At 71.2% G+C, this 24,306-nt stretch carries 26 protein-coding genes and 1 pseudogene; 14 read left to right on the top strand and 13 right to left on the bottom strand.

The features are described from left to right. Positions 1–24: 24 nt before the first annotated feature. Both WME98_RS27845 and WME98_RS27840 read right to left on the bottom strand, forming a co-directional pair. A complete protein-coding gene (locus WME98_RS27845) occupies positions 25–1,167 on the bottom strand; it encodes a D-alanine--D-alanine ligase family protein (protein WP_437944734.1) in 1,143 nt (380 codons plus the stop codon). 73 nt (positions 1,168–1,240) lie between these two features. Then, the gene (locus WME98_RS27840) at positions 1,241–1,573 is read right to left on the bottom strand and encodes a hypothetical protein (RefSeq protein WP_437944732.1); all 333 of its coding nucleotides are present in this window, start codon (positions 1,571–1,573) and stop codon (positions 1,241–1,243) included. Positions 1,574–1,852: 279 nt separating this feature from the next. Between WME98_RS27840 and WME98_RS27835 the strand changes: the two genes are divergently transcribed. Beyond that, positions 1,853–2,116, top strand: coding sequence for a hypothetical protein (locus tag WME98_RS27835; protein WP_061624993.1), 264 nt, complete (start codon positions 1,853–1,855; stop codon positions 2,114–2,116). A gap of 280 nt (positions 2,117–2,396) precedes the next feature. Further along, complete coding sequence (locus WME98_RS27830; RefSeq protein WP_437944731.1) at positions 2,397–2,927, top strand: hypothetical protein; 531 nt, start codon at positions 2,397–2,399, stop codon at positions 2,925–2,927. A gap of 7 nt (positions 2,928–2,934) precedes the next feature. Here the strand turns inward: WME98_RS27830 and WME98_RS27825 are convergent, their stop codons facing one another. From WME98_RS27825 to WME98_RS27810, 4 genes are all read right to left on the bottom strand, one after another. Then, on the bottom strand, positions 2,935–3,504 hold the full coding sequence (locus WME98_RS27825) for a hypothetical protein (RefSeq protein ID WP_437944729.1): 570 nt from the start codon (positions 3,502–3,504) through the stop codon (positions 2,935–2,937). Between the two features lie 11 nt (positions 3,505–3,515). Next, a complete protein-coding gene (locus tag WME98_RS27820) occupies positions 3,516–5,063 on the bottom strand; it encodes a hypothetical protein (protein ID WP_437944728.1) in 1,548 nt (515 codons plus the stop codon). Further along, positions 5,060–6,340 (bottom strand): peptidoglycan-binding protein, encoded by a 1,281-nt coding sequence (locus WME98_RS27815; RefSeq protein ID WP_437944727.1) that lies wholly within the window; start codon positions 6,338–6,340, stop codon positions 5,060–5,062. The genes WME98_RS27820 and WME98_RS27815 overlap by 4 nt, the downstream gene beginning before the upstream one ends. A 181-nt stretch (positions 6,341–6,521) precedes the next feature. Next, positions 6,522–7,562: a hypothetical protein gene (locus tag WME98_RS27810; protein ID WP_437944725.1), complete on the bottom strand. Its 1,041-nt coding sequence runs from the start codon at positions 7,560–7,562 to the stop codon at positions 6,522–6,524. Between the two features lie 208 nt (positions 7,563–7,770). Between WME98_RS27810 and WME98_RS27805 the strand changes: the two genes are divergently transcribed. The 5 genes from WME98_RS27805 (at position 7,771) to WME98_RS27785 (ending at position 13,098) form a co-directional block, all read left to right on the top strand. Continuing rightward, positions 7,771–8,316 (top strand): RNA polymerase sigma factor, encoded by a 546-nt coding sequence (locus tag WME98_RS27805; RefSeq protein WP_061624147.1) that lies wholly within the window; start codon positions 7,771–7,773, stop codon positions 8,314–8,316. Continuing rightward, positions 8,316–9,107 carry a tetratricopeptide repeat protein gene (locus tag WME98_RS27800; protein ID WP_437944724.1) on the top strand — a complete coding sequence of 264 codons (792 nt, stop codon included), beginning with the start codon at positions 8,316–8,318 and terminating at the stop codon, positions 9,105–9,107. The genes WME98_RS27805 and WME98_RS27800 overlap by 1 nt, the downstream gene beginning before the upstream one ends. Beyond that, the gene (locus WME98_RS27795) at positions 9,104–9,811 is read left to right on the top strand and encodes a hypothetical protein (RefSeq protein ID WP_437944723.1); all 708 of its coding nucleotides are present in this window, start codon (positions 9,104–9,106) and stop codon (positions 9,809–9,811) included. Before WME98_RS27800 ends, WME98_RS27795 begins: the two co-directional genes overlap by 4 nt. Before the next feature lie 162 nt (positions 9,812–9,973). Then, positions 9,974–11,710: a DUF1592 domain-containing protein gene (locus WME98_RS27790; RefSeq protein ID WP_437944722.1), complete on the top strand. Its 1,737-nt coding sequence runs from the start codon at positions 9,974–9,976 to the stop codon at positions 11,708–11,710. Further along, on the top strand, positions 11,707–13,098 hold the full coding sequence (locus tag WME98_RS27785) for a DUF1552 domain-containing protein (RefSeq protein ID WP_437944720.1): 1,392 nt from the start codon (positions 11,707–11,709) through the stop codon (positions 13,096–13,098). Before WME98_RS27790 ends, WME98_RS27785 begins: the two co-directional genes overlap by 4 nt. A 116-nt stretch (positions 13,099–13,214) precedes the next feature. Here the strand turns inward: WME98_RS27785 and WME98_RS27780 are convergent, their stop codons facing one another. Next, entirely contained in the window at positions 13,215–13,976 is a 762-nt protein-coding gene (locus tag WME98_RS27780; RefSeq protein ID WP_437944719.1) for a sulfite exporter TauE/SafE family protein, read from the bottom strand. Positions 13,977–14,164: 188 nt separating this feature from the next. Between WME98_RS27780 and sat the strand changes: the two genes are divergently transcribed. Continuing rightward, positions 14,165–15,901, top strand: a complete 1,737-nt coding sequence (gene sat / locus WME98_RS27775) for a sulfate adenylyltransferase (RefSeq protein ID WP_437944718.1) — start codon at positions 14,165–14,167, stop codon at positions 15,899–15,901. Here sat and WME98_RS27770 read toward each other — a convergent pair. Further along, on the bottom strand, positions 15,889–16,857 hold the full coding sequence (locus tag WME98_RS27770; RefSeq protein WP_437944717.1) for a sulfotransferase domain-containing protein: 969 nt from the start codon (positions 16,855–16,857) through the stop codon (positions 15,889–15,891). The genes sat and WME98_RS27770 overlap by 13 nt on opposite strands. A gap of 104 nt (positions 16,858–16,961) precedes the next feature. Between WME98_RS27770 and WME98_RS27765 the strand changes: the two are divergent. Both WME98_RS27765 and WME98_RS27760 read left to right on the top strand, forming a co-directional pair. Further along, positions 16,962–17,561 (top strand): annotated as a pseudogene (locus WME98_RS27765) (chloride channel protein); the annotation flags it as partial. Between the two features lie 85 nt (positions 17,562–17,646). Beyond that, positions 17,647–17,820 (top strand): hypothetical protein, encoded by a 174-nt coding sequence (locus WME98_RS27760; protein ID WP_437944715.1) that lies wholly within the window; start codon positions 17,647–17,649, stop codon positions 17,818–17,820. A 20-nt stretch (positions 17,821–17,840) separates the two neighbouring features. On the opposite strand, the gene WME98_RS27755 is transcribed toward WME98_RS27760, so the two are convergent. Together WME98_RS27755 and WME98_RS27750 are read right to left on the bottom strand one after the other, a co-directional pair. Then, positions 17,841–18,437, bottom strand: coding sequence for a hypothetical protein (locus WME98_RS27755; protein WP_437944713.1), 597 nt, complete (start codon positions 18,435–18,437; stop codon positions 17,841–17,843). Between the two features lie 321 nt (positions 18,438–18,758). Beyond that, positions 18,759–18,935 carry a hypothetical protein gene (locus WME98_RS27750; RefSeq protein WP_437944712.1) on the bottom strand — a complete coding sequence of 59 codons (177 nt, stop codon included), beginning with the start codon at positions 18,933–18,935 and terminating at the stop codon, positions 18,759–18,761. Positions 18,936–19,106: 171 nt separating this feature from the next. Between WME98_RS27750 and WME98_RS27745 the strand changes: the two genes are divergently transcribed. The 4 genes from WME98_RS27745 to WME98_RS27730 are packed head-to-tail and all read left to right on the top strand — an operon-like array spanning position 19,107 to position 20,633. Next, positions 19,107–19,367, top strand: a complete 261-nt coding sequence (locus WME98_RS27745; RefSeq protein WP_437944711.1) for a hypothetical protein — start codon at positions 19,107–19,109, stop codon at positions 19,365–19,367. Positions 19,368–19,384: 17 nt separating this feature from the next. Beyond that, positions 19,385–19,690, top strand: a complete 306-nt coding sequence (locus WME98_RS27740; RefSeq protein ID WP_437944710.1) for a DUF6922 domain-containing protein — start codon at positions 19,385–19,387, stop codon at positions 19,688–19,690. Continuing rightward, positions 19,636–20,283 (top strand): nucleotidyl transferase AbiEii/AbiGii toxin family protein, encoded by a 648-nt coding sequence (locus WME98_RS27735; protein ID WP_437944709.1) that lies wholly within the window; start codon positions 19,636–19,638, stop codon positions 20,281–20,283. The genes WME98_RS27740 and WME98_RS27735 overlap by 55 nt, the downstream gene beginning before the upstream one ends. A gap of 2 nt (positions 20,284–20,285) precedes the next feature. After that, on the top strand, positions 20,286–20,633 hold the full coding sequence (locus WME98_RS27730) for a hypothetical protein (RefSeq protein ID WP_437944708.1): 348 nt from the start codon (positions 20,286–20,288) through the stop codon (positions 20,631–20,633). A gap of 272 nt (positions 20,634–20,905) precedes the next feature. On the opposite strand, the gene WME98_RS27725 is transcribed toward WME98_RS27730, so the two are convergent. Genes WME98_RS27725 through WME98_RS27715 form a run of 3 tightly spaced genes read right to left on the bottom strand, consistent with a single transcriptional unit; the run spans position 20,906 to position 24,137 of the window. Then, entirely contained in the window at positions 20,906–21,964 is a 1,059-nt protein-coding gene (locus tag WME98_RS27725; RefSeq protein WP_437944707.1) for a hypothetical protein, read from the bottom strand. Then, the gene (locus WME98_RS27720; RefSeq protein WP_437944706.1) at positions 21,961–23,070 is read right to left on the bottom strand and encodes a hypothetical protein; all 1,110 of its coding nucleotides are present in this window, start codon (positions 23,068–23,070) and stop codon (positions 21,961–21,963) included. The genes WME98_RS27725 and WME98_RS27720 overlap by 4 nt, the downstream gene beginning before the upstream one ends. Positions 23,071–23,105: 35 nt before the next feature. After that, a complete protein-coding gene (locus tag WME98_RS27715) occupies positions 23,106–24,137 on the bottom strand; it encodes a hypothetical protein (protein ID WP_437944705.1) in 1,032 nt (343 codons plus the stop codon). Positions 24,138–24,306: the final 169 nt, after the last annotated feature.

The following is a 24,306-nucleotide window of genomic DNA, read 5'->3' as shown; positions in this document are numbered from 1 at the left end:
GGCCGCCGCCTCAAGGACGCGGCGCTAGGCGCTCGTCCTCAGGCGGGCCTTCCGCGCGCCGCGCTCGAGCGCGAGCGCGATGAGGCGCTCGATCAGCGCGCGCGGCGGGATGCCGCTCGCCTCCCAGAGCTTCGGGTACATCGAGATCGCCGTGAAGCCGGGGATGGTGTTGATCTCGTTCACGTAGAGCGAGCGGTCCGGGGCGAGGAAGAGGTCGACGCGGGCCATGCCCGACGCCTCCAGCGCGCGGAAGGTGCGGAGCGCCAGCAGCTGGACGGCGTTCGCCTCGGCCGGCGAGAGGTCGGCCGGGATGCGGATCGTGGCGCCGTCGGCGTCGATGTACTTCGCGGCGTAGGAGTAGAAGCCGTCGGCGTGGCCGACGACGATCTCGCCGGGCACCGAGGCGATCGGGTCGTCGTCGCCGAGCACGGAGCACTCGACCTCGCGCACGCCCTCGATGCCCCGCTCGCAGACGATCTTCAGGTCGAACTCGAAGGCGTGCTCGACGGCCGCCTCGAGCTCGGCGCGCGCCGTGACGCGCCGGACCCCGACGGACGACCCGAGGTTCGCCGGCTTGACGAAGATCGGCCCGAAGCCGCCGCTCCCGGCGGGGGACAGGCCGGCGATCTGCTCGAGGCACGCGCCGCGATCGCGCTCCCACGCGGCGCGGCGGAGCGCGACGTGAGGCACGATCGGGATCTCGGCGTCGCGGAGCAGGCGCTTCATCACGTCCTTGTCCATCCCCACGGCGGAGCCGAGCACGCCGGAGCCGACGTACGGGACGCCGGCGAGCTCGAGGAGGCCCTGGACGCACCCGTCCTCGCCCGTGGGCCCGTGCAGGACGGGGAAGACCACGTCGATCGGCGAGCGCCCGCCGCCCGGCACGGCCAGCGTCGCCTCGCCGGCGGGCCCCGGGTGGGCGGCGAGCGCGATCTCCGGCATCGCCTCGTTCAGCCGGGCGAGGCGGGGGTCGCGCGCGGCGCCGAGGAGCAGCGCCTCGTCCTGGAGCAGCCAGCGGCCGGACTTGTCGATGCCGACGAGCACCGGCTCGAAGCGTTCGCGGTCGAGCGCCTCGACGACGAAGCGGGCAGACAGGAGGGAGATCTCGTGCTCGGCCGAGCGACCGCCGAACAGGACGGCGACGCGCACCTTGGCGGGGTTCCGCATGGCGGCACCCTAGCCGCGATCGGGCGCGGGGGTGAAGAAGGCGGGGTCGGGGTGGCCGGGGGGGGCGCGGCCGCTACTCGGAGAGGACGCGGAACGACGCGCGGACCGTCGCCATCGCCACGCGCGCGATGTGGCCGTCGGCGAGCTCGACGTCGACCGCGGTGAGCTGCCCCTGACGCTCGATGAGCCTGGCCACGCTCACCCTGGAGCCCCGGGCGACCTCGGCGCGCGCGACCTTGACGTCCGCGAGCGCCTCCAGCTGCGCGCCGACGGCGATGCCGCTCGCCACCTTGGCCGGCGCCTCCTCGCCCGCGCCCGCCGCTCCGCCGGGGACGACCGCGGCGAGCGCCGCGACGACCGCGACGATGAGGCTGCCCGCCACGCTCCTTCGACCGCGGATGAGCATCGGGGGTGATTCTACGCGGAAGGTGGGCGATGTCACCTGCGATGTCGCCGGATCCGGCGCTCCGTCCAGGGGCGCATCGCGACGACACCGAGCGCGGCTGTCGGCACAAGGCCACAGCGGCGCATCGCGCACGGGGGGCGCGGCCGCCGAGGGGGCGCCTGAGCGAGGAGATCCGCGGCGGCGGCATGGCCGCCGGCGTGCCTCGCGGCGCGACATCGAGCTCGGCCAAAAGGGTCCCAATCCGTGGTCGTCGCTCGTGTCCGATAGAAGCAAGGAGTCATGATGAAGCCGCGATCGCTCTTTTCGGCCACAGCCGCGCTGTTGTTTCTCTGCGCCTCGATCCCCGAAGCCGGCGCGCAGGACAAGGCGCCGACCAAGCAAGAGAATTACAGCTACACATTCACGGACGACCTTCTCGATGCCTCGAACAGCGCCGCGACAGGCGTCATGCTCCAGGTCCGGCAGCCCGGACGCCGCGACAGGCTGCTCCGGCCGAGGCTCCACTTCATCCCGGAGATGCTCAAGTCGGTCGAGTCGATGTGATTCGACGTGATTCGACGTGATTCGACGTGATTCGACGTGATTCGACGTGATTCGACGTGATTCGACGTGATTCGACGTGATTCGACGTGACTCGACGTGACTCGACGTGACTCGACGTGACGACGTCCGGCGGGCAGAGCTCGTCGGGCCCGGCGGGTACGGCCCCGGACGCACCTGGGATTGACGCGTCCGTCGCGATGTGGTGCCATGACGGCTCTGCTCAGCTCGAGCCGATCCGCCGATGAGTCACCGCTTTCGTATCGATTCCTTTCCTGAGGTCATGTGGATTGCACGAAGCTCCGACGTGCCGGCGCACGCGGGCGTTCAGCGGCTCTCGGCGCTGGAAGCGACGTGGTGGCTCGACGCGCGCGCCGCCGACCCGATCTACGGCCGGCTGGCGCTCGCCGACATCTGCGATGCGCTCGGCCACACGCCCTCCACGGGACGGTGGCTCGATCCGAGCGGGCTCCGGGCGCGGGTGCGGGAGGCGCTCCTCGACGGCCGTCTGGTCGCGTACCGCACGACGCGCGTCTCCCCCGGCGCGCCCGTCCTGTCGCCGGAGCTCCCCGAGCCCAGCGGGCCTGAGCCGCCCGCCCGGGAAGAGAAGACCTGGATCGCAGTTCAGCTCATGGACGACGCGGATCCGCCGCAGCCCGTGCCTTTCAAGAAATACCGCCTGGAGGTGCCCGGTCAGCTGCCCCGCGAGGGCTTGCTCGATCAAAACGGTCGGATCTTCGTCGAGGGGCTCGACCCCGGGACGTGCAAGATCTCGTTCCCTGAGCTCGACGCCGACGACTGGCGGCCCGCTTAGCTCCGGCTCACGGCAGACACCCCTGAGCGCACGCCTCCTCCTCGAGCTTCCGCGCCGCCTCGATGACCCGCTTCGCCTTCGGGATCTCGTCCCACTTCTTGTCGGGCAGCTCGACGGTGCACGTCACGTCGGGAAAGCCCGCCTTGATCACGATGTAGCCCGGCGCGCTCTCCCGCTCCTTCGGCGCGAGCCCGCAGAACCCGACGTCGAGCAGGAGCTCGTGAAAGGCCTCCAGGCTCTCGGGCTTCACCTGCCCATGCCCCACCACATCCGGCCGGAACCCCGTGCTGCGCCGGCGCATGGCCGCCCCAGAGGCCGCGATCGAGAACCGCTTCCGCAGGGCCGAGGTGTGGACCTCCACGACCGGCGGCGGAGGCGGCGTCTCGCTCGCCGACGCGACGGCGGAGGCTGGCGCGCTGGACGCGGGCGCCGACGCGGCGGCGAGGGCCGGCGCGCTGGACGCGGACGGCGGCGCCGCTGCCACGGCCGTGGACGCGGGCGCGCGCGGCGGCGCGGCCGGCTCCCCGGAGGAGCAGGCGGCCACGAGCGCCAAGATCGAGCAGAGACAGCCACGCATCGACATTGCGCTTAGACTCCATAATAGACGAGGCCGCGCGCCTTCGCGTCGTGCCGCTGATCGACGAGGCCGTCGCCGGTCGCGTGTACCCGCGGCCACAGGTAGGAGTGATGGCCCTCGAGGCCGCTCGCGAGGAGGCCCTTCGCGTCTCTCGCCGTGAAGGTGACCACGACCTTGCTCGCGGGGGTCGCGAGGTCGGCGACGAGCACCTTGGGGTCCTTGGTGCTCACGGACGCGCCGGCGCCGAGGGCGGAGTAGCTGCTGAAGATGGTCTTGAGGTCGAACTGCTTGAAGGTGTCGCGTATGTGGATCCACTGCAGCTTCACCTGGCTGATCTTCCCGCCGGCCAGGTGCGAGATCTCCACGCGGTACTCGCTCTCGTCGAACAGCCCGGCGTCGATGCGGTCGAGCACGTCGGGCCTGATCTCGAACGTGTCGCCGCCGTTCGCGGCGCTGAGTTTTTGGAAGACCTGGACGCGGTAGGGGGGCGGCGGATCGGCGACCTTGACCTGCTTCGTGGCCTTCGAGGCGGAGCCCAGGTAATTGGACAGGTCTTTCCCGCCGAGCGCCTTGCGCGCCGCCCACCCGTCGAGGGTGTCGCCCATGGCGTCCTCGTGGACCAGCGCCGCCCAGTTCTGCCCCGGGTTGGCGGCCTTCCACGCCTCGTAGAACGTCTTCTTGTTCTTCAGGTGCGTGAAGAACGAGGTCGCGATCGGGATCGACGCGACCGCCGAGGGCGAGGCCTCCTCGTACCCGAGGATGCCGCGCACCTGGGGCGAGCTGCGGGCCATGACTCTCGCCCACATCGCCCACGTCGTGTTGTTGAGCGTCGAGCACTGGGCGAGGATGATCCACTGCGGCCCGCTGAACGCGCGGCCCGCCATGTCGTACTTGCCGGCCACGAAATAGGCGCTGAAGGGAATGTACGCCTCGCGCGGGTCGTCGGCGACGCCCGCCCCGGGGTGCGGGAGCGCCGCCGGGTGCTCGGGGTTCAGGTCGCCCCGGGCGAAGCCGCCGAGCCAGCCGTGAGAGCTCATGTACAGCAGGCTGGCGCGGAAGAGGGTGCCCTTGGCGCCGGCCGACGCGCCGCTGACGATCTGCTTCTTGGCGCCGTCGACCTCGACCACGGGATCGAGCATGAACTCGCTCAGGAACTTCGCGGAGAGCTCGGCGCCGGCGTGGCGCCCGACGAGCTTCTCCCAGTTCGTGCCCTTGAGCTCCGGGAAATCCACGGCCGCGCCGCCGCGGAAGTTCTGCCACATGCCGTCCTGACCGAGCCCGTTGAGCCCGCCCGGGCAGATGCAGGCGATGCCCTTCGGATCCTTCGCGGCGAGGGAGCCGGCGCGCTTCAGCTTGTAGATGGGCAGGAAATCGTGCTTGGGGTCGACGAGGCGCCCGGGCTCGGCCGGGTCCTGGTCGAGCAGGTCGAGCAGGTTGCGCCAGCCCGTGGCGCCCCCCTTGGCGTCGAGGAGCTTGCCGAACGCCTCGCTGTCGACGGCCGAGGTGCCGTCGGCCATGGCGTAATAGAAGAAGCTGGGGGCCGCCTTGACGACGCTCATGCCGTCTCCTCCCGCAGGCTCTCTTGCATGGAGTCATCGCCTCCCTCGACGATCCGCCGGATCGCGTCGCGCGTCGGCCCGTCGAGCTCCCCCGAGCGCTCGAGGCCCTTCGCCGCCTGGAAGCGCAGGATCGCGCCGCGGTCGCTGTCATCGTCGTGGGTGAAGCCGAAGTTGCGCAGGTGGCAGAGCATGGCCTCGTCCGAGCTCGGGTCGGCGTCGGTGACGAGGACGCGCAACGAGATCTCGTGATCGCTCCCCTCGGGCGTGTAGGTGACGACGATCCTCTGGCGGCCCTTGGGCACGGCGTTCTTGATCCAGCCCTTCGCGTCGGTCTTGCCATGAATCCGCGCCTGAGAGGGCAGCGTGAGGCGATACTCGACGTCGCCGGACGGGCGGTAGAGCTCGTCGTGGATCTGGAGCTCGAACGGCTGGAGCTCGACGCCGGGGCCACAGGGGCAGCGCTCGGCGATGCCGCGGTAGACCTCACAGCGGAAATGAGGGGTCTTGTCGTCCGGGGGCGGGGGCGCGTCCTTGCCGCGGAGGTTGCCCTTGCACGGCCCCACATCGCCCAGGCGGCACGGGAGGCCGCTCGGCCTGGTCGAGGGGCTGAAGAGGATGACGACCACGCGGCGGCTGGCGTCGTCGGCGACGCCCTGGGTGAAGGGGTTGTACTCGCCACAGCCCATGAACTTGGAGCCGCCGACGTCGAGGACCTGCGCCGCGTCGATGGGCTCCGGGATCGAGCGCTGGAAATACGCCTTGAAGAGGGCTTTGCGGGTGTCGGGGCCGGCGTCGCCGTCGGCGCCGAGGCCGGAGCGCTCCTGAAAGCGCTCGATCGCGGCCTTGGTCTTGGGGCCGAGCACGCCGTCCTCGGCGAGGCGAGGGCTCCTGTCCTCGGGGGGCTGAACGGCGTTGAGCATCGCCTGGATCGCGCTCGGGCCCCAGTGCTCGGCGCGATAACGCTCTTCCCATGGCTCCGGGTCATGGGTGAGCGCCGCGTGGGCCAGGCGGGCGCGCTGCTCGGAGAGCCCCTTGTTGTACGCCTCGTCGCCGACCGTGTCGGTGTGGCCGAAGATCGCCGCCTGTTTGCTGGGCTTGGCCTTGACCGTCGCGGCGATGGAGCCGAGAGAGTCCATCCCGCCGGGGCGAATGAACGTACGATCGAAATCGAAGTGGGGGCCGGAGAGCTCACTGCACTCGATCTTCGGGCTGAAAATGAAGCGGTGGGCCTTCCCGGTCGAGATCGCCACGCCTTTTGCCTCGTCGCTCTCGGCCATGTCCCGCGCTCACCACCTCCGGAGCCGGCACTACATCGCGAGCCTACCGCGGCTGTCAAGGCGCGCGCTCGGCGCAGCGCGAGCGCCCGCGCTTCGCCGGCCCGGATCGCCTGTCCCACCTCGGGGAGGGTGCGGCGCAGGAGCGGTGGGCGAGGACGGAGGGCCAACCGGAGGCGCGGAGCTAAAGCACCCAGACCCCGACGCCGCGGAGCGACACGAGCGCGCCGACCGGCGGCGAGCTGTACGCGACGCCCACGCCATCCACCGAGAAATCGTTGCGACGGAGCGGCAGCAGCGCGGCGGCGCCGACGTCGAAGCCGAGCGGACCCGAGAGGCGCGAGAGCGACAGCTCGAGCGGCACCGCCAGCCACGCCTTCGCCGCGACGTCGTTCCGCGTATAGCCGCTCGCCGCCGCCTGGAGCCGGCCGGCGTGAACGCCGGAGCAGACATCGAAGCGCAGCGCCGCCGAGCCGGCGGCCGCGAAGCAGGCGCGCGCGGCGCCGCCGAGCAGCGTTTCGCGGAGCTCGCCCGGTCCGTGTCTCAGCGTCTGCGGGACGAGCCAGAGCGCACCCATCGTCGCTCGCCATCGCGCGCCGCCGATGCCGACCTCCGCGGAGAGCGCCGGCGCGAAGGGGCGCACCACGCCGAACAGGCCGGCGGCGCCGGCCGCCAGGGTGAGCCGCGTCGCGTCGCCCTCCGGGCTCGGCGCCTCGCGCTCCCGCGCGCCGCCACCGGCTCCCGAGGGCTCGGGCCGCGCGGGCGGCGCCGCCGCCGAAGCCTGGGAAGGCGCCGGCGCTCCAGGGGCAGTCGCCGGCGCTCGCGCCTGGAGCGCCGGCGCCGGCGCCCCGGGCGCGGGCTCGCCCCCCGCGTCCGCCTCGGGCTCCTGCAACGACGGCTCCCGCGCGTCGGAGTCGAGCAGCAGCGCGAGCGTCACCGCCGTCGCCTGCTCGAGCGCCGCGCAGCTGCCGCCGCGATCGCGCAGCTCGCGCGCGCCGCTCCCGCTCCGGATGGACGCGCGGAAGCCGTCGTCGCCGCGGGTGAAGCTGACGGCGTAGGCCCCGCTCGCCCCCGTCTCCGGTCGCCCCCGGAGCTGCTCGACGCGCGCGATGAGGCGCGGCGCGTCCGGACAGCTCTCGGCGCCGGCACCGCGCGTCACGCTCAGAAACGGCTCCGCGCGCGCCCTGGCGGTCCCCGCGGCGGCCAGCATCGCACAAAAACCCACGCAAAGAGCGCGAATCCTCCGCATCGGGACGACGCGAGCGTAGCCGCAGCGCGGAACACGCGCGATTTTTTGTGATCGGGTCGGGCCCGTCTCCCCACGAGGGGGCCGAGTGGTATCGTCTCCGTTCGATTCTCCGTACAATTCCGCGCCCGAGCTCGCGGGCTCGGCTCATTGCGCTCGCTGAGCAGGTCACCCGGACGTCACGGGCATGAGCACACCGGACCCCAGCTTTCGAGCCCTCTATGACGCGCACTTCAATTTCGTCTGGTGCTCGCTCAGGCGCCTCGGCGTTCGCGAGGCGGACGTGCTCGATCTGGCGCAAAAGGTGTTCTTGACCGCGCACCTCAAGCTCCCCGAGTTCGAGGGCCGCTCGCTCGTCACGACCTGGCTCTTCGCCATCTGCCAGCGGGTGGCGAGCGACTACCGACGCTCGGCGCGTTTCCGGCGCGAGGTCACGACGGACGCCGCGGCGATGGACCTCTACGGCGGCGCGTCCGAGGAGCTCGCGCAGAGCGCGGAGTCGCGGCAGCGCGCGCAGGCGGCAGAGGCCCTCTTGAACAAGCTGCCGGAGCCGCAGCGCCTCGTGTTCGTCCTGTTCGAGCTCGAGGAGATGTCCGGCCAGGACATCGCAGATCTGCTGGGGATCTCGGTCGGCACCGTACGCTCGCGCCTGCGCCTGGCGCGCGAAGCGTTCTCGCGCGAGGTCAAGCGCCTCGCCGTCGCACAAGGCACGGGCCGAAAGGAGGCGGTGTGATGGGGGATCCGGAACGGTTGCTGAGCGCCAAGAGCGGCGCGGATCCGCTCGAGCGGGAGCTCCTCGGGAGCGTGCGCCACGTGGGTCCGCCCGAGGGCGCGAAGGAGCGCGCGTGGAGCGGCATCGCGAGCGAGCTCGCGGCGGCGGCGGCCGTCGGCGTCACGGCGGGCTCCGGCGCGGCGGCCGCCAAGAAGGCGGCCGCCGGTTCGCTCCTGTCGTCGGCGCTGTCGATCAAGGCGGCGGCGCTGCTCGTGGGCGGCGGCCTGGCGCTCGGCGCGGGGTACTGGGCGCTCTCGTCGTCGGCCGAGCCGCCGCCGAGCCGCTCGGCGGGCCCGGAGCAGGCGCAGGCGGTGGCGCCGCAAGCGTCGGCGGCAGCGCCGCAGGAGCCGCAGGAGCCGCAGGAGCCGCAGGCGCCGGTCGCGACGGCGGCCGAGCCGGCGCCGCGCCCCGAGCCGCGGCCGGAGACTCCGATCGAGGGGGAGCCGAGCCGGAGGCCGAGCGGACCGAAGCCGACCGAGACCGATCTGCTGCGCGCGGAGAGCGCGCTGCTCACGGAAGCGCGCGCCAAGCTGCGCTCCGGGGACGCGGCGGCGGCCGCGGCGATCCTCGAGCGCCTGCGCGCGCAGTTCCCGAACGGCGTGCTCCGGCAGGAGCGCGAGGTGCTCGCCATCGAGGTGCTGGCCTCGCGCGGCAACATGCAGGAAGCGAAGCGGCGCGCTCAGGCCTTCGTCAAACAGTATCCCGGGAGCCCCCACAGCGCGAAGCTCAAGCGGCTCCTGGACGCGCCGTGAAGCGCTGGTCGGCCGCTCGCATGGCGGCGCTCGGCTGCCTCGCCGCCTCCGGGTGCGACGCGGAGATCACCTCGGTCGGCGCCTGGGCGCCTGTCGTCTCCGGATCTTCGTACGTCGAGGCGGAGCTCGGCGAGCTGACCGGCGGCTTCACCGTGGGCGAGGACAGCCGCGCTTCCGGGGGCCGTTTCCTCTCGCCCCCCGGCGGGATGAGCTCGGGCGAGGCGCCGGGGCCCGCGCGCGCTCGCTACCGCTTCGAGGCGCCGAGCGCGGCAGACTACGTGATCTGGGGGCGGATCTACGCGCCGAACGCGATCGACAACCGCTTCTGGTTCCAGGTGGACGGCGGCGCGTGGACCCTCTGGCGCATCAGCGTCGGCGAGATCTGGTTCTGGGACGATCTCCACGACGACACCCGCTACGGCGAGCCGCTCCGCTTCGCCCTCGCGGCCGGGGCTCACGAGCTCGTCCTCGCGAACGCCGCCGACGGCGTCCGGCTGGATCGGCTGTACTTCACGCCGGACGGCGATGAGCCGCCGGGCAACGACACGCCGTGCGATCCCCCGCATTCGATCGAGGTCGGCGGCGAATGCCTCCCGAGCTGCGGCGCCTTGCAGGGCACCGAATGCGGCGAAGCCCAGTGCGCCGGGCGCGAACTGCTCGACGCCTACGACTGCGGGGTGTGCTGTCGCCTCGAAGGACCGTGAGCCGAGCCGCGCCCCGGGATCGGGTCGGAGCTCGTCGACCGAAGACACACCTCTTCGCACCCGATCGAGGCGTCTCCACGCCTCGATGACGAAAAAGGTGATCGCTCCCTCGCTGGACTGCCACCCACCCGGAGTCGCCAGCAGCCCCGAGCGGAGCCCTGAATGACTACGTTATCCATCGATAAATCCACGGCCCACGGAAGCGTGGGAGTGCTCGCCCTGGCGTTCGCGCTGTCGGCGTGCCTCGGCAATCTGGGAGGCGTCGACGGCGCGCCGCCCGGGGAAGGCACGAGCGGCAGCTCGAGCGGCGGCGGCCCGGGGACGGTGACCCCCGGGGAGGCGCTCGAGTGCGACGCGAGCGTCGTCGATCCGGGGCCGTCGCCGATGCGCCTGCTCTCGCGGGAGCAGTACCTGAATACCGTGCGCGACCTCGTCGGCGACGTGCCCGGCCTGGAGGCGGCGCTCGGCCCCGCGATCGAGGCGTCGGCGTTCGGCCTCGTGCAGCCCGACGTGACGCAGGTCGAGCTCGAGCATTTCCAGGCCGCGGCGGACGTCATCGCCGCGGCGATCGCCTCCGACCCGGCGCGGCTCGGCGACATCGCGCCTTGCGAGGCCGGCGCCGAGCCGCGCGCGTGCGCGCGCCAGGTGGTCGTGCGCTTCGGCGCCCGCGCCTACCGCGCGCCGATCACGGACGCGGCGGACATCGAGCGACACCTCGGGCTCTTCGACGTCGGCGCGGAGACGAGCTACGAGCACGGGATCGAGATGCTCCTCCGCGGCATGCTGCAGTCGCCGCGCTTCCTCTACCGCGTCGAGATCGGCACCTCGGAGAAGGTGAGCGAGCGCGCCGTGAGGCTCTCTCCGCACGAGGTGGCCGCGCGCCTCTCCTACACGCTGTGGGGCACGCTGCCGGACGCCCGGCTGAACGAGGCCATCGAGGACGGCGGCCTGACCACCCGGGAGGGCGTCGCGGCGCAGGTCGGCTGGATGCTCGAGGACGAGCGCGGCAAAAAGCTCCTCCATCGCTTCCTCGGCAGCTGGACGCACCTGAACGGCCTTTACGGCGTGGTGAAGGACGAGCGCGCCTTCCCCGAGTGGCAATCGCGGTCGTTCCGCGAGTCGCTGCGCGGGCAGGCCGACGCCTTCTTCGACCACGTGCTCCACGAGCAGGGCGGCGCGCTGCGCGCGCTCTTCACCTCGACGACGGTCTTCTACAACAAGGACCTGGGCGGGTATTACGGCGTCACCGGCGGCGACGCCTTCCAGGCGCTCGAGCGCGCGGACGGCACCGCGTCTGGCATCCTGACGCTCCCGGCGCTGCTCGCGGTCCAGGCGAAGCCCGCCGAGAGCTCGCCGATCTACCGCGGGAGGTTCGTGCGCGAGGCCCTGCTCTGCCAGCAGCTGCCGGCCCCGCCGGCCAACATCCCCAAGCCGCCCGAGGTCGACGCGAGCAGCTCGACCCGCGAGCGGCTGGCGCAGCACGAGGTGGACCCGAGCTGCTCCGGCTGCCACCAGCTGCTCGACCCGATCGGCTTCGGCTTCGAGCACTACGACGCGCTCGGCCGCTACCGCGAGCTCGACGGCGGCAAGCCGGTCGACGCGAGCGGCAAGGTGGTCGTCACCCGCGACATGAACGGCGAATTCGTGGGCGTGGCGGAGCTCGGCGAGAGGCTCGCGGGCAGCGCCGAGGTGGAAGAGTGCGTGGCGCGTCAGTGGTTCCGCTTCGCGATCGCCCGCTTCGAGCAGGACATGGATGGCTGCTCGATGGAGCGGTTGCTCGAGACGTTCAGGGGCGCCGGTCAGGATCTGAACGCGCTGCCCCGCGCCGTCGTGGAGACGGACGCTTTCCTGTACCGTCGTCCGATCGATACGCACGCGGATGCGAAGGAGATGCCATGAACCGCAAAGGCCCGATCGACCTCCGGACCCAGATCAGCCGCCGCAAGCTGCTCGGCGGGCTGGGCGCCCTGACCGTCGCGCTGACGAGCCCCATCTGGCGGAGCGCCACCGTGTTCGGTCAGGACGCGAACCAGCCGGGCGCAAAGCGCTTCATCGGCATCTTCTCGGCGAACGGCACGGTGCCGTCGGCGTTCTTCCCGCCGGGGGACGCGCACGAGGCGCCGCTGTCGCTCGGCCCCATCCTCCAGCCGCTCGAGGCGCACAAGCAGAAGATGCTGGTGCTCAAGGGCGTGCACATGAACTCGACGGTCGAGGACGAGCTCGGGGTGCCGAGCGCGAACAAGCCCGGCGGCCCGCACATGAAGGGCCCCGGCGCGATGCTGACGGGCGGCTCGCTGCTCGCCGGCAGCTTCACCGGCGCGGGCGGGCCTGCCGGCTGGGCGGATCGGATCTCGGTGGATCAATACATCGCCAATCGGATCGGCGGAAGCAGCCAGTTCCCGTCGCTCGAGTTCGGCGTGCGCATCGAGGGGCAGGAGCCGCTCCGCGTCATCTCGTACCGCGGCGCGAACCAGCCGAACATCGCGGTCGACGACCCGTTCCAGATGTACGCGCGGATCTTCGCCAACGCGGACCTGTCCGACACGGAGCTCCAGCGGCTGATGGCCGAGCGCCAGAGCGTGCTGGACTTTTTGAAGGACGATATCGGCCGGCTGCAGGCGCGCGTCAGCTCGGAGGACAAGGCGCGGCTCGAGGCCCACCTCGGCGGCATTCGCAACATCGAGCAGCGGCTGCAGAGCTCCGGGGTCTCGTGCACGCCGCTCGAGATGCCGGAGAAGTTCGACACGCGCGCGATGGAGAACTATCCGAAGGTCGGCCGGTTGCAGATGGATCTCATGCTGCTCGCGCACATCTGCGGGATGACCCGCGTGTCCACGTTCATGTGGGCCAACGCCGATAGCTGGCAATACTATCCCTGGATCGGCGTGAACGAGGAGCACCACGAGCTGTCCCACGCCGGCGACGACGACGCGGTCGCGAACGAGAAGCTCGTGAAGATCAACCGGTGGCACAGCGAGCAGGTGACGTACGTGCTGGACCAGCTGGCGCTCGCCAAGGAGGTGGACGGCAGCTCGATGCTCGATAGCACGCTATTGCTGTGGGGGAATGAGCTCGGCGTCGGCAATACGCATACGTACAGGGACATCCCGTGGGTGCTCGCGGGCGGCGTGGGCGGGTACTTCAAGATGGGGCGCTACATCAAGTATGCGGACCTGCCGCACAACAACCTGCTCGTGTCGGTGTGCAATGCGATGGGGCTGGAGGACGTGACCACGTTCGGGATCCCCGGCGTGTGCACCGGGGCGCTGCCGGGGCTGGTGGCGTGAGCGAGGGTCGACCAGCGCAGCCCACCGCCAGAGCGCCCCCACCGGCCGGACGGCCGTGAGGTGACGGCGGGGCTCTGCGCAGCCGCGGCGGCGCCGCTCGGCGCTCGCGAGGGCTGTTATCCGTGGATAGCTCGTCCGAGCGTCACGACGGACGCCGCGAGCATGAGGCCGGCGAACGCCCAACGGCGCACGGCCGCGCTGATGCGACTGGACAGCCGGGCGCCGGCCAGGCTGCCCGCACACTCGCTGACGCTCAGGCAAGCGGCGATCCGCCAATCGACCGGCGGGTGGGGGAGATGGCCGGCGAGACCAGCCATCGTGTTCATCGCGATGACGAGGATAGAGGTGCCCATCGCGGCGTGCACGGGGGTCCCCGCGAACACGACGAGCAGGGGAACGATGGCAAATCCGCCGCCGAGGCCGACCAGGCCGGTCAAGCACCCGACCAGGGCCCCCCCGACCGCGAGCACGGCCAACGTCTGCCAGCCCGGCCGCCTTCTGCCCTGGTCCCGCGGAAGCGTGGGGCGGTTCCGGAGCATGGAAACGGACGCCACGACCGTGGCCATGAAGAAGATCACCTGAAGGACGCGCTCTGGGATCACGCCCGCGATGTGTCCGGAGAGGTAGGCCCCAGTCATCGAAGCGAGGCCGAAGGCGAGAGCGAACCGCCAGACGACGGCCTTCTCCATGGCGTATGGGACGACGGCGACGAGGCTCATCAGCAGGACGGCCACGAGCGAGGTGGCGACCGCGCGGTGGAGCGCGAGCCCGGCGATGCTGGTCAAGAGGAGCACGGTGAGGATCGACGGGCCAGCCCCGAGGATGGCCGATACGATCCCGATGACCAGGCCGAGCGCTGCTATCAGGTACATCGTCATAGCGCTTCGTCGCGTCGTACCGACGCGTTCCGGGGGACGAGCCGAGCGCGCCCGAGCGCGCGGAGATCTCCCGCGCCGCCGGGAGGCAGGCGACGGCCGCCCGCGCGTCGGGCAGCGCGCCCACGCAAGATGGCATACTGCGTGCCCAAGCCCTGGCGCGCGCTGAACGCGTCGGGAGGGGGCACAGAATGGCGTCGGGCGAGGGCTTCGTGGTGTGGTTCACTGGGTTGTCGGGGTCCGGCAAGTCGACCTTGGCCGCCATGCTGGCTGCCGAGCTGTCGCGGCGGGGCGTGCATGTCGAGTCGCTCGATGGCGACGTCGTCCGCACCCACCTCTCCAAGGGGCTCGGGTTCTCGCGAGAGGATCGCGACACGAACATCCGCCGGATCGGCTTCGTCGCGAGGCTCGTGGCGCGCTCCGGCGGATGCGCGATCACCGCGGCGATCAGCCCCTACCGGGACATCCGCGACGAGCAGAGGCGCGCGATCGGGCGTTTCTGCGAGGTCTACTGCGAGTGCCCCATCGAGGTGCTCGAGCGCCGGGACGCCAAGGGGCTCTACGCGCGCGCCCGCGCGGGCGAGATCAAGGGCTTCACCGGCATCGACGACCCGTACCAGCCGCCGCCCTCGCCCGAGGTGGTCGTCCACACCGATCGCGAGTCGCCCCGCGAGGGCGTCGCCCGGATCCTCGCGAAGCTCGAGGAGCTCGGATACATCCGTCCCGCGGCGCAGCCGGCCGAGCCGGCGCGGACGGGCCTCGTGCCCCCGCACGGCGGGGAGCTCGTCGACAGGTTCGTTCGCGGCGAGACCAGGCTACGGCTGCTCGAGCGCGCGGCCGGCTTACCCAGGGTGACGCTCGACGAGCGCGGGGCGAGCGATCTGGAGCTCATCGGCAATGGCGCCTATTCCCCGCTCAAGGGGTTCATGACGTCGCGGGACTACCTGCGCGTGGTTCACGAGCGGCGGCTGGAGAGCGGCCTCGTCTGGTCGATCCCGATCACGCTCGCGGTCCCGGGCGAGGACGCCGGCCGCCTCTCCCTCGGCAGCGAGGTGGCGCTGGCAGCGCCGGACGGGCGGGTCGTCGGTGTGCTCGAGCTCGCCGACCGCTGGACACCGGACAAGGATCTCGAGGCGCGCGACGTCTACGGCACGACGGACGGGAGCCACCCGGGCGTCGCCTCCCTGCGGTCCTCGGGCGACGTGTACCTCGGCGGCGAGGTCTGGCTGGTCGATCGCCCCGTGGTGCCGCAGTTCCCGGAGCATCCCCGGGATCCGGCGGCGACGCGGGCGGCCTTCGAGGCGCGCGGCTGGCGGCGCGTCGTGGGGTTCCAGACGCGCAATCCGATCCACCGCGCGCACGAGCACATCACCAAGTGCGCGCTCGAGATCACGGACGGCCTCCTGCTGCACCCGCTCGTCGGCGCGACGAAGGCCGGCGACATCCCGGCGGACGTGCGGATGCGTTGCTACGAGCTCTTGCTGGAGAAGTACTACCCCGCGGACCGGGTCGTCCTCGGGCTGTATCCGGCCGCCATGCGCTACGCGGGGCCGCGCGAGGCCCTCTTCCACGCGCTCGTGCGCAAGAACTACGGCTGCTCCCATTTCATCGTCGGGCGCGACCACGCCGGCGTCGGGCGCTTCTATGGGACGTACGACGCGCAGCGCGCGTTCGACGACTTCCTCCCGGGCGAGCTCGGCATCGAGCCGCTCAAATTCGAGGAGGCCTTCTGGTCCACGGTCGTCGGCGGGATGGCGACCGAGAAGACCGCGCCGGGCGGACCGGAGACGCGCATCACGCTCTCGGGGACGCAGGTGCGCGAGCTCCTGCGCGCCGGGAAGCTGCCTCCACCCGAGTTCAGCCGCCCGGAGGTCGCGCAGATCCTCCTCTCGGCGACGCGGGAACGAGCGCACGATCAGGCAGCCTGACGGCGCCCGCCGGCCGACGCTCCGGGGCGCTCCTCGCCGGTCTCCAGCCAGCGGGCGCAATCGCCCCCCAGCTTCTCCAGCGCCAGCCGATCGAACCGCGCGCTCTGCGCAGGGGTGATCTCGGCGCGGTAGTCGCGGGCCGGCCCCTTGTGGAAGAACGCCTTGGGGTCCCGCATGTGCGCGCCGGCGAACGGGGCCATCTGCTCGGCTCGCGCGCGCATGTAGCCGAACGAGCAGTGCTCCACGATCCGATCCAACCGCAGCCCGGCCGGATCGACGTCGATGAACCCGGCGACGCGCACGATCTGACCGCGCAGATCCTCCTTGAGCCGCCGGTAGTGCACGAGGAGCACGTTCGGCTCGTCCCGGAGCTCCCACCACGATCGCACGACGTCGAACAGGTCGCAGCAGCCGTACCCGTCGGTGTCGAGCCACCGGTCGAAGAACTCCTGCATGCTCTCCGGAATCACGAGGCGCGCTGGATCGCCGGACCACGCCGCGTGGATGCGGTTGATTTTATCCATGGTCTCGGCGGAGAACTGGCTCAAGTAGTTGTGGAAGCTGATGCCGAGATCCTTGCCGTTCCGGCCGACGAAGATGTAGCGGGCCTGCGCGGCGATGGGCACGGCGTCCGCGGGCAGGTGCGACTTCAGCACGCGCCGCTCGCCGGCCTCGCGCTGCGCCTTCAGCATCGCCAGCATCGCGGCGTGGTCGCCGAAGCTGGAGTCCAGCCAGGGGGAGGTGTCCGAGAGCGCCTCTTCGCGATCTTCGCCGTTGTCGAGGATCTGCTGGATGATGCGCTGGGTCCACGTGGTTCCCGCCTTGAACGGGTCCGCCACGACGATGTCGCCGGAGACGAAGCCGCCCTGTGCCAGGAAGTCGTTCCAGACGAGGGAGCTGTTGAGGTAATCTCTGACGATCCGCGTCGGCGGAAGCAACGTGTCGCTCGTGACCATGTGTCACCTTCCTTCATCGCCGCTCGCGCAGGACGCCCGGACGACGGGCTCGCCCGCACCTGGCGGCAGTCGGCCATGCCCTTCGTTTCGATGTCTCGATTGGAATGGCTTCTCAAGAACCGGACCAGCCCCGGATGCGTTCCTCAGGCCCCCTGCGGGACGCCGCCCGCGCGGGCCGGGAGAGCAGACGCCCCGGGTGGTCGTGTCCCCGGGTGGTCGTGTCCCCGGGTGGTACCTCCAGCCTCGCCCGACGCTCCGGCGGCCCCGGCCCACGGCGAGGCCGCCGCCTCGCGTGCGGCGCCCGCGGCGCGGTGGAGCGCGAGCGTTCGCTTCGGGCTCGGCGTCCTGCTCGTCGCCACGGCCGCGGCGGCCTTCGCGGCCGCGTTCCGCTCGGCGCTCGCGCTCGCGCTCCACCGCGCCGCGGGCACGTCGGAAGTCGTGTCGGCGATGCTCGCGGCGCCGCGCTCGGCGCGGCTCGCCTTGCCGGCCGCGGGCGGCCTCCTCGCCGGCCTGCTGGGGTGCTCGTGGCCCGGGCGCCCGCGGGGCACGGCGTCGGCGACGTCATGGAGGCCGTGGTCCTCGGGCGCGTCCGCCTGTCCATGCGCGTCACCCTGCTCAAGTCCGCCGCGTCGTGGCTGGCGATCGCGACCGGCGGATCGATCGGCCGCGAGGGGCCGCTCATCCAGTTCGGAGGAGCGGCCGGCAAGCTCGTCAGCGACCACCTGGGGCTGCCGATCGACCGGGCGCGGCTGCTCATCGCCGCCGAGACCGCCCATCGTCCTTCCGCTCGTGCTCGCCACCGCGATCGCGGCGCTCGTGTCCCGCCGGCTCCGCCGCGAGTCCATCTACACCGCGGAGCTCCGGCAGCGAGGGATCGGCTGGAAGATGACGATGGAAGGGCGGCGCATGGTGGAGCAGGCCGCGGCGCCACGCGACGGCGCGCGCCGGGGAGCCGGTCGCTAGATCCCTCGCCGCCTTCGAGGCTACGCGTCGTCTGCGACGGCGATCGCGCTCGGGGCCGGCGCCGGCTTGCGGCTCTTCTTCGCCGCGGCCGCGGTGACGACGTTCCTCCGCATGAAATCGATGACCGGCGCCAGGACGTCCATCACCTTTCGATCGGTCTGCGCGTGCGTCTTGGCGATCCGGTAGGCTGCATAGAGCGCCTCGCGGAACTTGACGGCGGTGTAGAGCGTCGAGTCGCCGAGCTCCCCGCCGATCGGCGCGAGGCTCTCCGCGAGCTTGCTGAAGAGCAGGTGCTTCTCGATGCGGTCCCGGAGCAGCGCGGTCTCGAAGCGGTTCGGGTCCATCCCTTCGTCCTGATCCGCGAGCGACTCGAACAGGGCGGGCTTCATGTCCACCACGTCGAGCACCTTGTTCAGCATCGCGTGCTCGCCGTCACGCAGCCGCGGCGCGGTCTGCCGCTGCTCCTTCGTCAGCGTCACGAGCCCCGGGAAGAGGCTGTCGAGCCTCTCGCCGAACTCGGCGGCCAGGGCCCTGGCCTTCTCGGCGCGCGCCCGGAACTCCTCGATCGGCATGTCTTCCCACGTGGTCCAATTCGAATCCTTCTTCTTCGAGGGCATTGGTGATCCTCCCGTGCTGCGGTTGCGAGCGGGTACCGTAAGTTGGCATATCTGGGCCCGCAAGGATGGGTGACCACCGGAGCACGAACTCCACGCCAGGACGAGAGCGGAGATGGCTCTCGTGACAGCAGCATCGGCCGCAGCCGCAGCTCAACCGCAGGAGGAGCAGGGTCACTGCAACTATTTACCATCGATGGTGCGCTCGGCGCCGGCAGCGCCCCGGGGTCTCTCCGCGCTCGTTCACGAGCCGTGAATGCACGAAAGAGGCCTGAGCGGAGTACTTCGTGAGGAGCGTGCTGGCCCCTCCAGAGCCGTTCCTGCCTATGCCACGGTCGCCCTGAACCGCGCCACGGTCGCCCTGAACCGCGCCACGGTCGCCCTGAACCGCGCCACGGTCGCCCTGAACCGCTCCACGGTCGCCCTGAACCGCTCCACGGTCGCCCTGAACCGCTCCACGGTCGCCCTGAACCGCTCCACGGTCGCCCTGAACCGCTCCACGGTCGCCCTGAACCGCTTCGCTCAGCCCATTTTCGCCTCGCACCCCCGGTGCCCCCCGGGCTCGCAGCCCCGAGCGCTGCTCGACGGGGGCCCGCCCCGCAATCGCCTCGGCACGCTCATGCAGCGCCGCTCCGAAGACCACCGCTGCCGCGGTCGCTCGGTCGCGCCGCTGTGCGAAGGCGGGGAAGCTTTTTTTCGCCGGACCTGCCCATCGCCTCGCCCTTCTTCGGGGCCGTCCAGGTCGAGGATTTCCAGCTCGTTCCGCTCCTCAAGGCGCTGCTGATGCCCCGGGTCTCGCTGCTCCTCGCCGACGACGTCGGCCTCGGAAAGACCGTGGAAGCCTGGCTCGTGCTCGCGACCCCAGACAGAGGCCGGCGGATCCAGCAGTCCGCCCGAAGGCCGAGCGGCAGGGGCTTCCTCACGAATCTCTAGGTGCGGTAGACTCGGGCATGGCGAAGGTGCCGGAGAAGTTCCGCTGGGTGTTCTGGGACGTCGACGCCAAGGCACTCGATACGGCGACGGCCCGGAACTACATCATCCCGCGCGTGCTTGAGTTCGGCCGGCTGGAAGAGGTGCGCTGGCTCATCAGGACATACGGGATGAACGGAATTCACCGCTTTTTGCGGGAGGTCGGGCACCCCGAATTGAGTGCGCGGACGCTCGGGTTCTGGCGGGCGGTGCTGAAGGCGGAGGGTGAGGTGTGGGCAAGTTCACCGGATTGGCGAAGGAACAAAGCCGCGCCCTGGGTCGACTGAAGATCGTCCCAGGGATCGAGCGGTTCTACCTGGCCGGGGGGACGGCCGTCGCAGTGCATTTACGCCACCGTCGCTCGCTGGACCTCGACTTGTTCAGCGTGTCCGCAGACATCGATCTGACGATGCTGGCCCAGGCGGTTCGGGCTGTGGTGCCCGATATGCAGGTGATCAGCACGACCGATGCGGCGTTGCGGGTACGGGTGGGCGACGTCCCAGTGGATATCGTAAGGTACCCTTACGGGCTGCTCGATGCGCCAGAGCCCGGCCCGGAAGCGTTCCCCGTGGCAGGGGTGCGGGACCTGGCCGCGATGAAGCTTTCCGCGATCGCGCGACGTGGGTTGCGTCGCGATTTCTGGGACCTCCACGCGCTCGCCGAGGGTGGGCTGCCGCTGCGGGACGCTGCGGCGGCGTATGTGGCGAAGTTCGGTGTGTCGGAAGCGGATCTGTATCATGTGCTGCGATCGCTGACGTATTTCGAGGACGCGGAGAAGGATCCCGTGTATCCGCGAGGGTTGACCGCGACGAGGTGGGAGCGGATAAAGAAGTTCTTCCTGGCGGAAGCGCCCGGGTTGCTGACGGAAGAGAAGGAGTGACCATGGTGACCATCGACCTAATCGAATGCCTATGGTACTACTGGAACCACCACCGCAAGGCGCTTGTAAACGGTCGCGATATTGAATCGTGGTGCCATGCCCCTCGAGACCGGAACAACAAGCCAATGCCGCTGGTACACCTCGACCAGCGGCGCTATGAAGCGTTTTATGCGTCGCTAGATGCACAGCAGAGCGACGCGATCGTGCGGTGGAAGAAGGGGCCCCATGACAACTCGCCCGTGTCGCTCTCGCTGTCCCAGCAATCGTGCGCGCCGGCTTATCAAGCGGCGCAAATTGCCGCGCAAGCCGACTGGATCGAAGGACACGTGCCTCCAAAGCAGCGTAAGTGAGCTGGTGTTTGCTGCTCGAAGATGACCGGCTCTCCCGCTTGTGAAGCCCCCGGGGCAGGACGCGGATCGGCGTGCGAGGAGGTGCGCCACGCGGGGGCCGGGGCAGGCCGAGCACGGCCCTGACCTCTTCTCCTGAGGAAACGGGTACCCCTTCGGCGTCTACGCTCCGGTCGAGCGCCGGCGCCTCTCGCGGACCTTGCCGAGATCGATCACGAGCTCGTTCGTCCTGCGCCGTTCCAAGCGCTTTCGCGGAGGAGCTGGACCCCTCCGCGTCACGCGGCCGGCCCGCAGCAGAAGATCGCCACGCCTCCCGGCCTGAGCTCGCCCTCCTGCTCCCCGCCTCTGGGCTCGCAGACAGCGATGCTCTCGACGGTCAACGTCGCGCTGACGCTCCGCGGGAAAACGCCGGGCGGCAGGTCGAAACATTGACCGATGCCGCGGGCATCGGTGCTGGGAATCGGCTGCGAGCACTGCTCGTCGGCGTAGAAGGTGAGCGTTCGCGTCCCGCTCTCGATGCCATCGGCGTCATAATCGCACTCGGTGCACCCCTCCACACCGGAGTGGGCCCGCACGAGCTCGGGGTGGCTGCGAGGACACGCCTGGAGCTCGTCCCCACCGAAATACTGAAGGCACTCGCGGAAGCCTGGCGCCGGCACCGGGATACACTCGGTGCCAATCTTCGCGCAGTACTGATCCATGGGCCAGGTGCGCTCACACACCCGAACGATTTTCCCCCAGAGGGCGTCCACATCCTCCAGGGAGAGCGACGTGTCGCAGTCCCAGAGTCCATACTCCGCGGTGCCCCAGCCGAGGTCGACGTCGTCCGGCGCCGGCACCACGTCCGTCCTCTGGGACACGCAGCTGCCGTCCCAGTGAGGCGGCAGCACGAACTCGCTGGCGCTGGGGGGTTCGATGACCACGTCATCGGTACAGTTGTCGCCCTTCACGAGCTCGACCCTTGCGTATCGCCTCCCCCTCCGCGGCTCGGCCACACATCGGGGACAGCGATCGAGGGACTTCGGCTCTTGATAGTAATCCCGGAAATGATTGTAGTTGGACGCTTCACAGTCCGGCGCGTCGCGCGGGCTCCCCACCCAGGCGACGAGGACGCGCCGGTTCTCGAAGCCGTCGACGGAGTAGCTGGTGCCGTCCCACACGGGCTCGGCGCAACGCCAGGGACAGGTGCCGGCATGGGGATCGGGGCAGTCGATGCCAGGACACGGGCCGGAGTTGCACGACGCCCCGAGCAGCGCCGCCCCGGCACCGAGCGCGAGGAGCGCCGCCCCCATCGATGTCCTCCGAATCCACGTCGTCCCGATCGCGCGCGTCATGTTCCCTCCGGCAAGCAACAGGCGATCACCCTTTTGCTCAAGCTCAGCTCGCCCACGAGCTCCCGGCCGCTCGGCGCGCAGCTCCCCGGCGCGTTGACCCGCCATTCCGCGCGCACGCTGCCGAGCGTCGAGCCGGGCTCGGCGTCGTGACAGCCGCCGTTGCCGGCGACGACCGCGGCGGCGACGAGATCGTCGCACGCCCCGTCCTCGAACGTCGACACGAGCGCCTCGCACGTGCTCGGCGCGGTCTCGGTACACGAGCACGGCGTGCACGCGCGGCGGTCCTCGACCTCGCGCCAGAACGTGAGCTGCTCCGAGAAGTGGAGGCCCGCGGTCTGCTCGCTGGAGGGACATCCGACGTCCTTGTCGTCCTCCGAGAGGAGACACCGGCGCCAGCCCGGGCTGACCTGCTCCGCGCCGAGGACACAGACCTGCGCAGCGCCCGGGCACATGTCGCCCCGCAACGCGTTGCAGGTGACCACGACCTGCCCTCCCGCGGGCGCATCGCCATCGCGCGGCACAGGAGACGTCACGACCTCGCAAGGGCGCGCGGTGACGGGCGCGATCCGGAACGAGCCGAACGCCTCGGCCCCGACCGCGCCGGGCGCGACGCACGCGCCATCCCAGCCGGCCGGTGCGTCGAACGGGGTCAACGTCTCGCCGGGGCTGTCGTCGCACATCCAGCCGGAGCTCACCGTGAGGCCGGCCGGGAGGACGCACGCGGGCGCGGAGCACGCGCACGGGCCGCACCCGGGATGCGCTCCCGGCGCGACGAACAGCTCGCTGTACAACGGCGGAATCATGTTCTTGCGGTCCTCCTCGTTCCAGCGTGGGTTCAACACCACGGCCTCGTCGCACCGGAGGTCCTCGAGGCCCGCGGTCACCCGCACCAGGTACACGCCCTGCTCGAAGCCGGAGAGATTCATGGGAACACAGCTCCCCTCGCAGCCCCCGTTGCTGGTGCCGTCCTCGTTGATGACGTCGCACGCCAGGAGCTCGTGGCAGTCGTAGCCGTCCACGGTCCCGCAGCCGCTCGCCATCGCGACCGCCGCGCCGCCCGCGCTCGCCAGCGCCGCCAGGACCCGCCCGGCCTCCCATCGTCTCATCGCCGCTCCTCCTTCTTCACCTTCACGCCGGGCCCTCACCACGCCCCTTCAATCCGGATGCTGCCGCCGTGGGCGGTCGCGCGCGGCACCACGCGGACGCCGCCCTCGTCCGGCGCGGGCGCCCACCAGAACGACGACAGCGCCGCCGCGCCGATCACGCTGCTCGCCACGAAGCTCGCGACCGCGACGAGACCCAGGGCATCGCGGGCCTCGAGCGCGTCCCGGAGGTGGGGGCACCGCGCGTCGGTGATCCCTTTCTTCAGGCTGCACCCGTTCTCCCCGCTCACGCTGCGAATCTGCTCGCGCAACGTCGCGGTCTCGCCGTCCTTGACCGCCCACGCGAGCGCGAATCCCGCGCCGACCACGACGCCCGCCGACGCGAGCGCGAGCCCCCCGATCCGGATCGCCGGTCCGACCGCCGTCCCCTCGCCCGCAGGCCGCATCGCCGCCGGCCCCGGCGCGGACGCCGCGGCAGGCGGTGCCGCTGCCGGCCGCGGCGCCGGCGGCTTCGGCTTCTCCTTCAAGGCCAGGCCGATCGCCGGCGTGTCCCCGCGCTGCGCCTCGAAGCGCCCCACGCCGTCCTCGTGGCCTGCGAGCGTCGCCCGCGCCTCGTGCCTGCCGGGCTCGACATAGACCACGTACGTGGCGAGCCCCTGGCCGACGCGCCGGCCGTCGACGAACACCTCCGCCTCGGGCTTGCCCACCACGATCGCGACCGCGGCGACCTCCTGCGCGGCCCGCCGGAGCCCTTGCTGGACCCGAGCCTTCCTGTCGGGCGCGAGCGCGTCCTCCGCCTCGAGCGCCCGCCGCAGGTGCTCCGCGGCGTCCCGGTAGCGCCGCAGCGAGAGCACCGCCAGCCCGAGCTCGCCGGCCCAGCGAGGGTCGCCGGTCGACTTCCAGGCATTTCGATACGCCGCCGCAGCCTCATCCCATCGCCCGGCGCGCCGCGCCTGCTCCGCACGGCGGATCGTCTCCGCGGTCGCCTCGGACGAGAGCCCCGCGGGCGAAGCCGTCTCAGGCGAGGTTCCTGACGGCGCGACCGCCGAGGGCGCATCCCCGACCCCCAAGCCAGCCGATTGCGGCCCCTCGGCCAGCGCACCGCGGCTGTAGCCTGCTGCGACCAACAGCACCGCAAGCCCCACGCACCTCGCCAAGCGCATGGGCGCCGAGCCTATTCAGCCCCCTGTTCGTCCGCAAGCACGCGCCGCAGGCACCGAACGGGCAAGCGCTCGAATG

It is taken from the genome of Sorangium sp. So ce296 (assembly GCF_051529605.1).
GTDB lineage: Bacteria > Myxococcota_A > Polyangia > Polyangiales > Polyangiaceae > Sorangium > Sorangium cellulosum_D.
The sequence above is the reverse complement of the archived record's forward strand: the minus strand, read 5'-3'. Positions and strand labels throughout refer to the sequence as shown.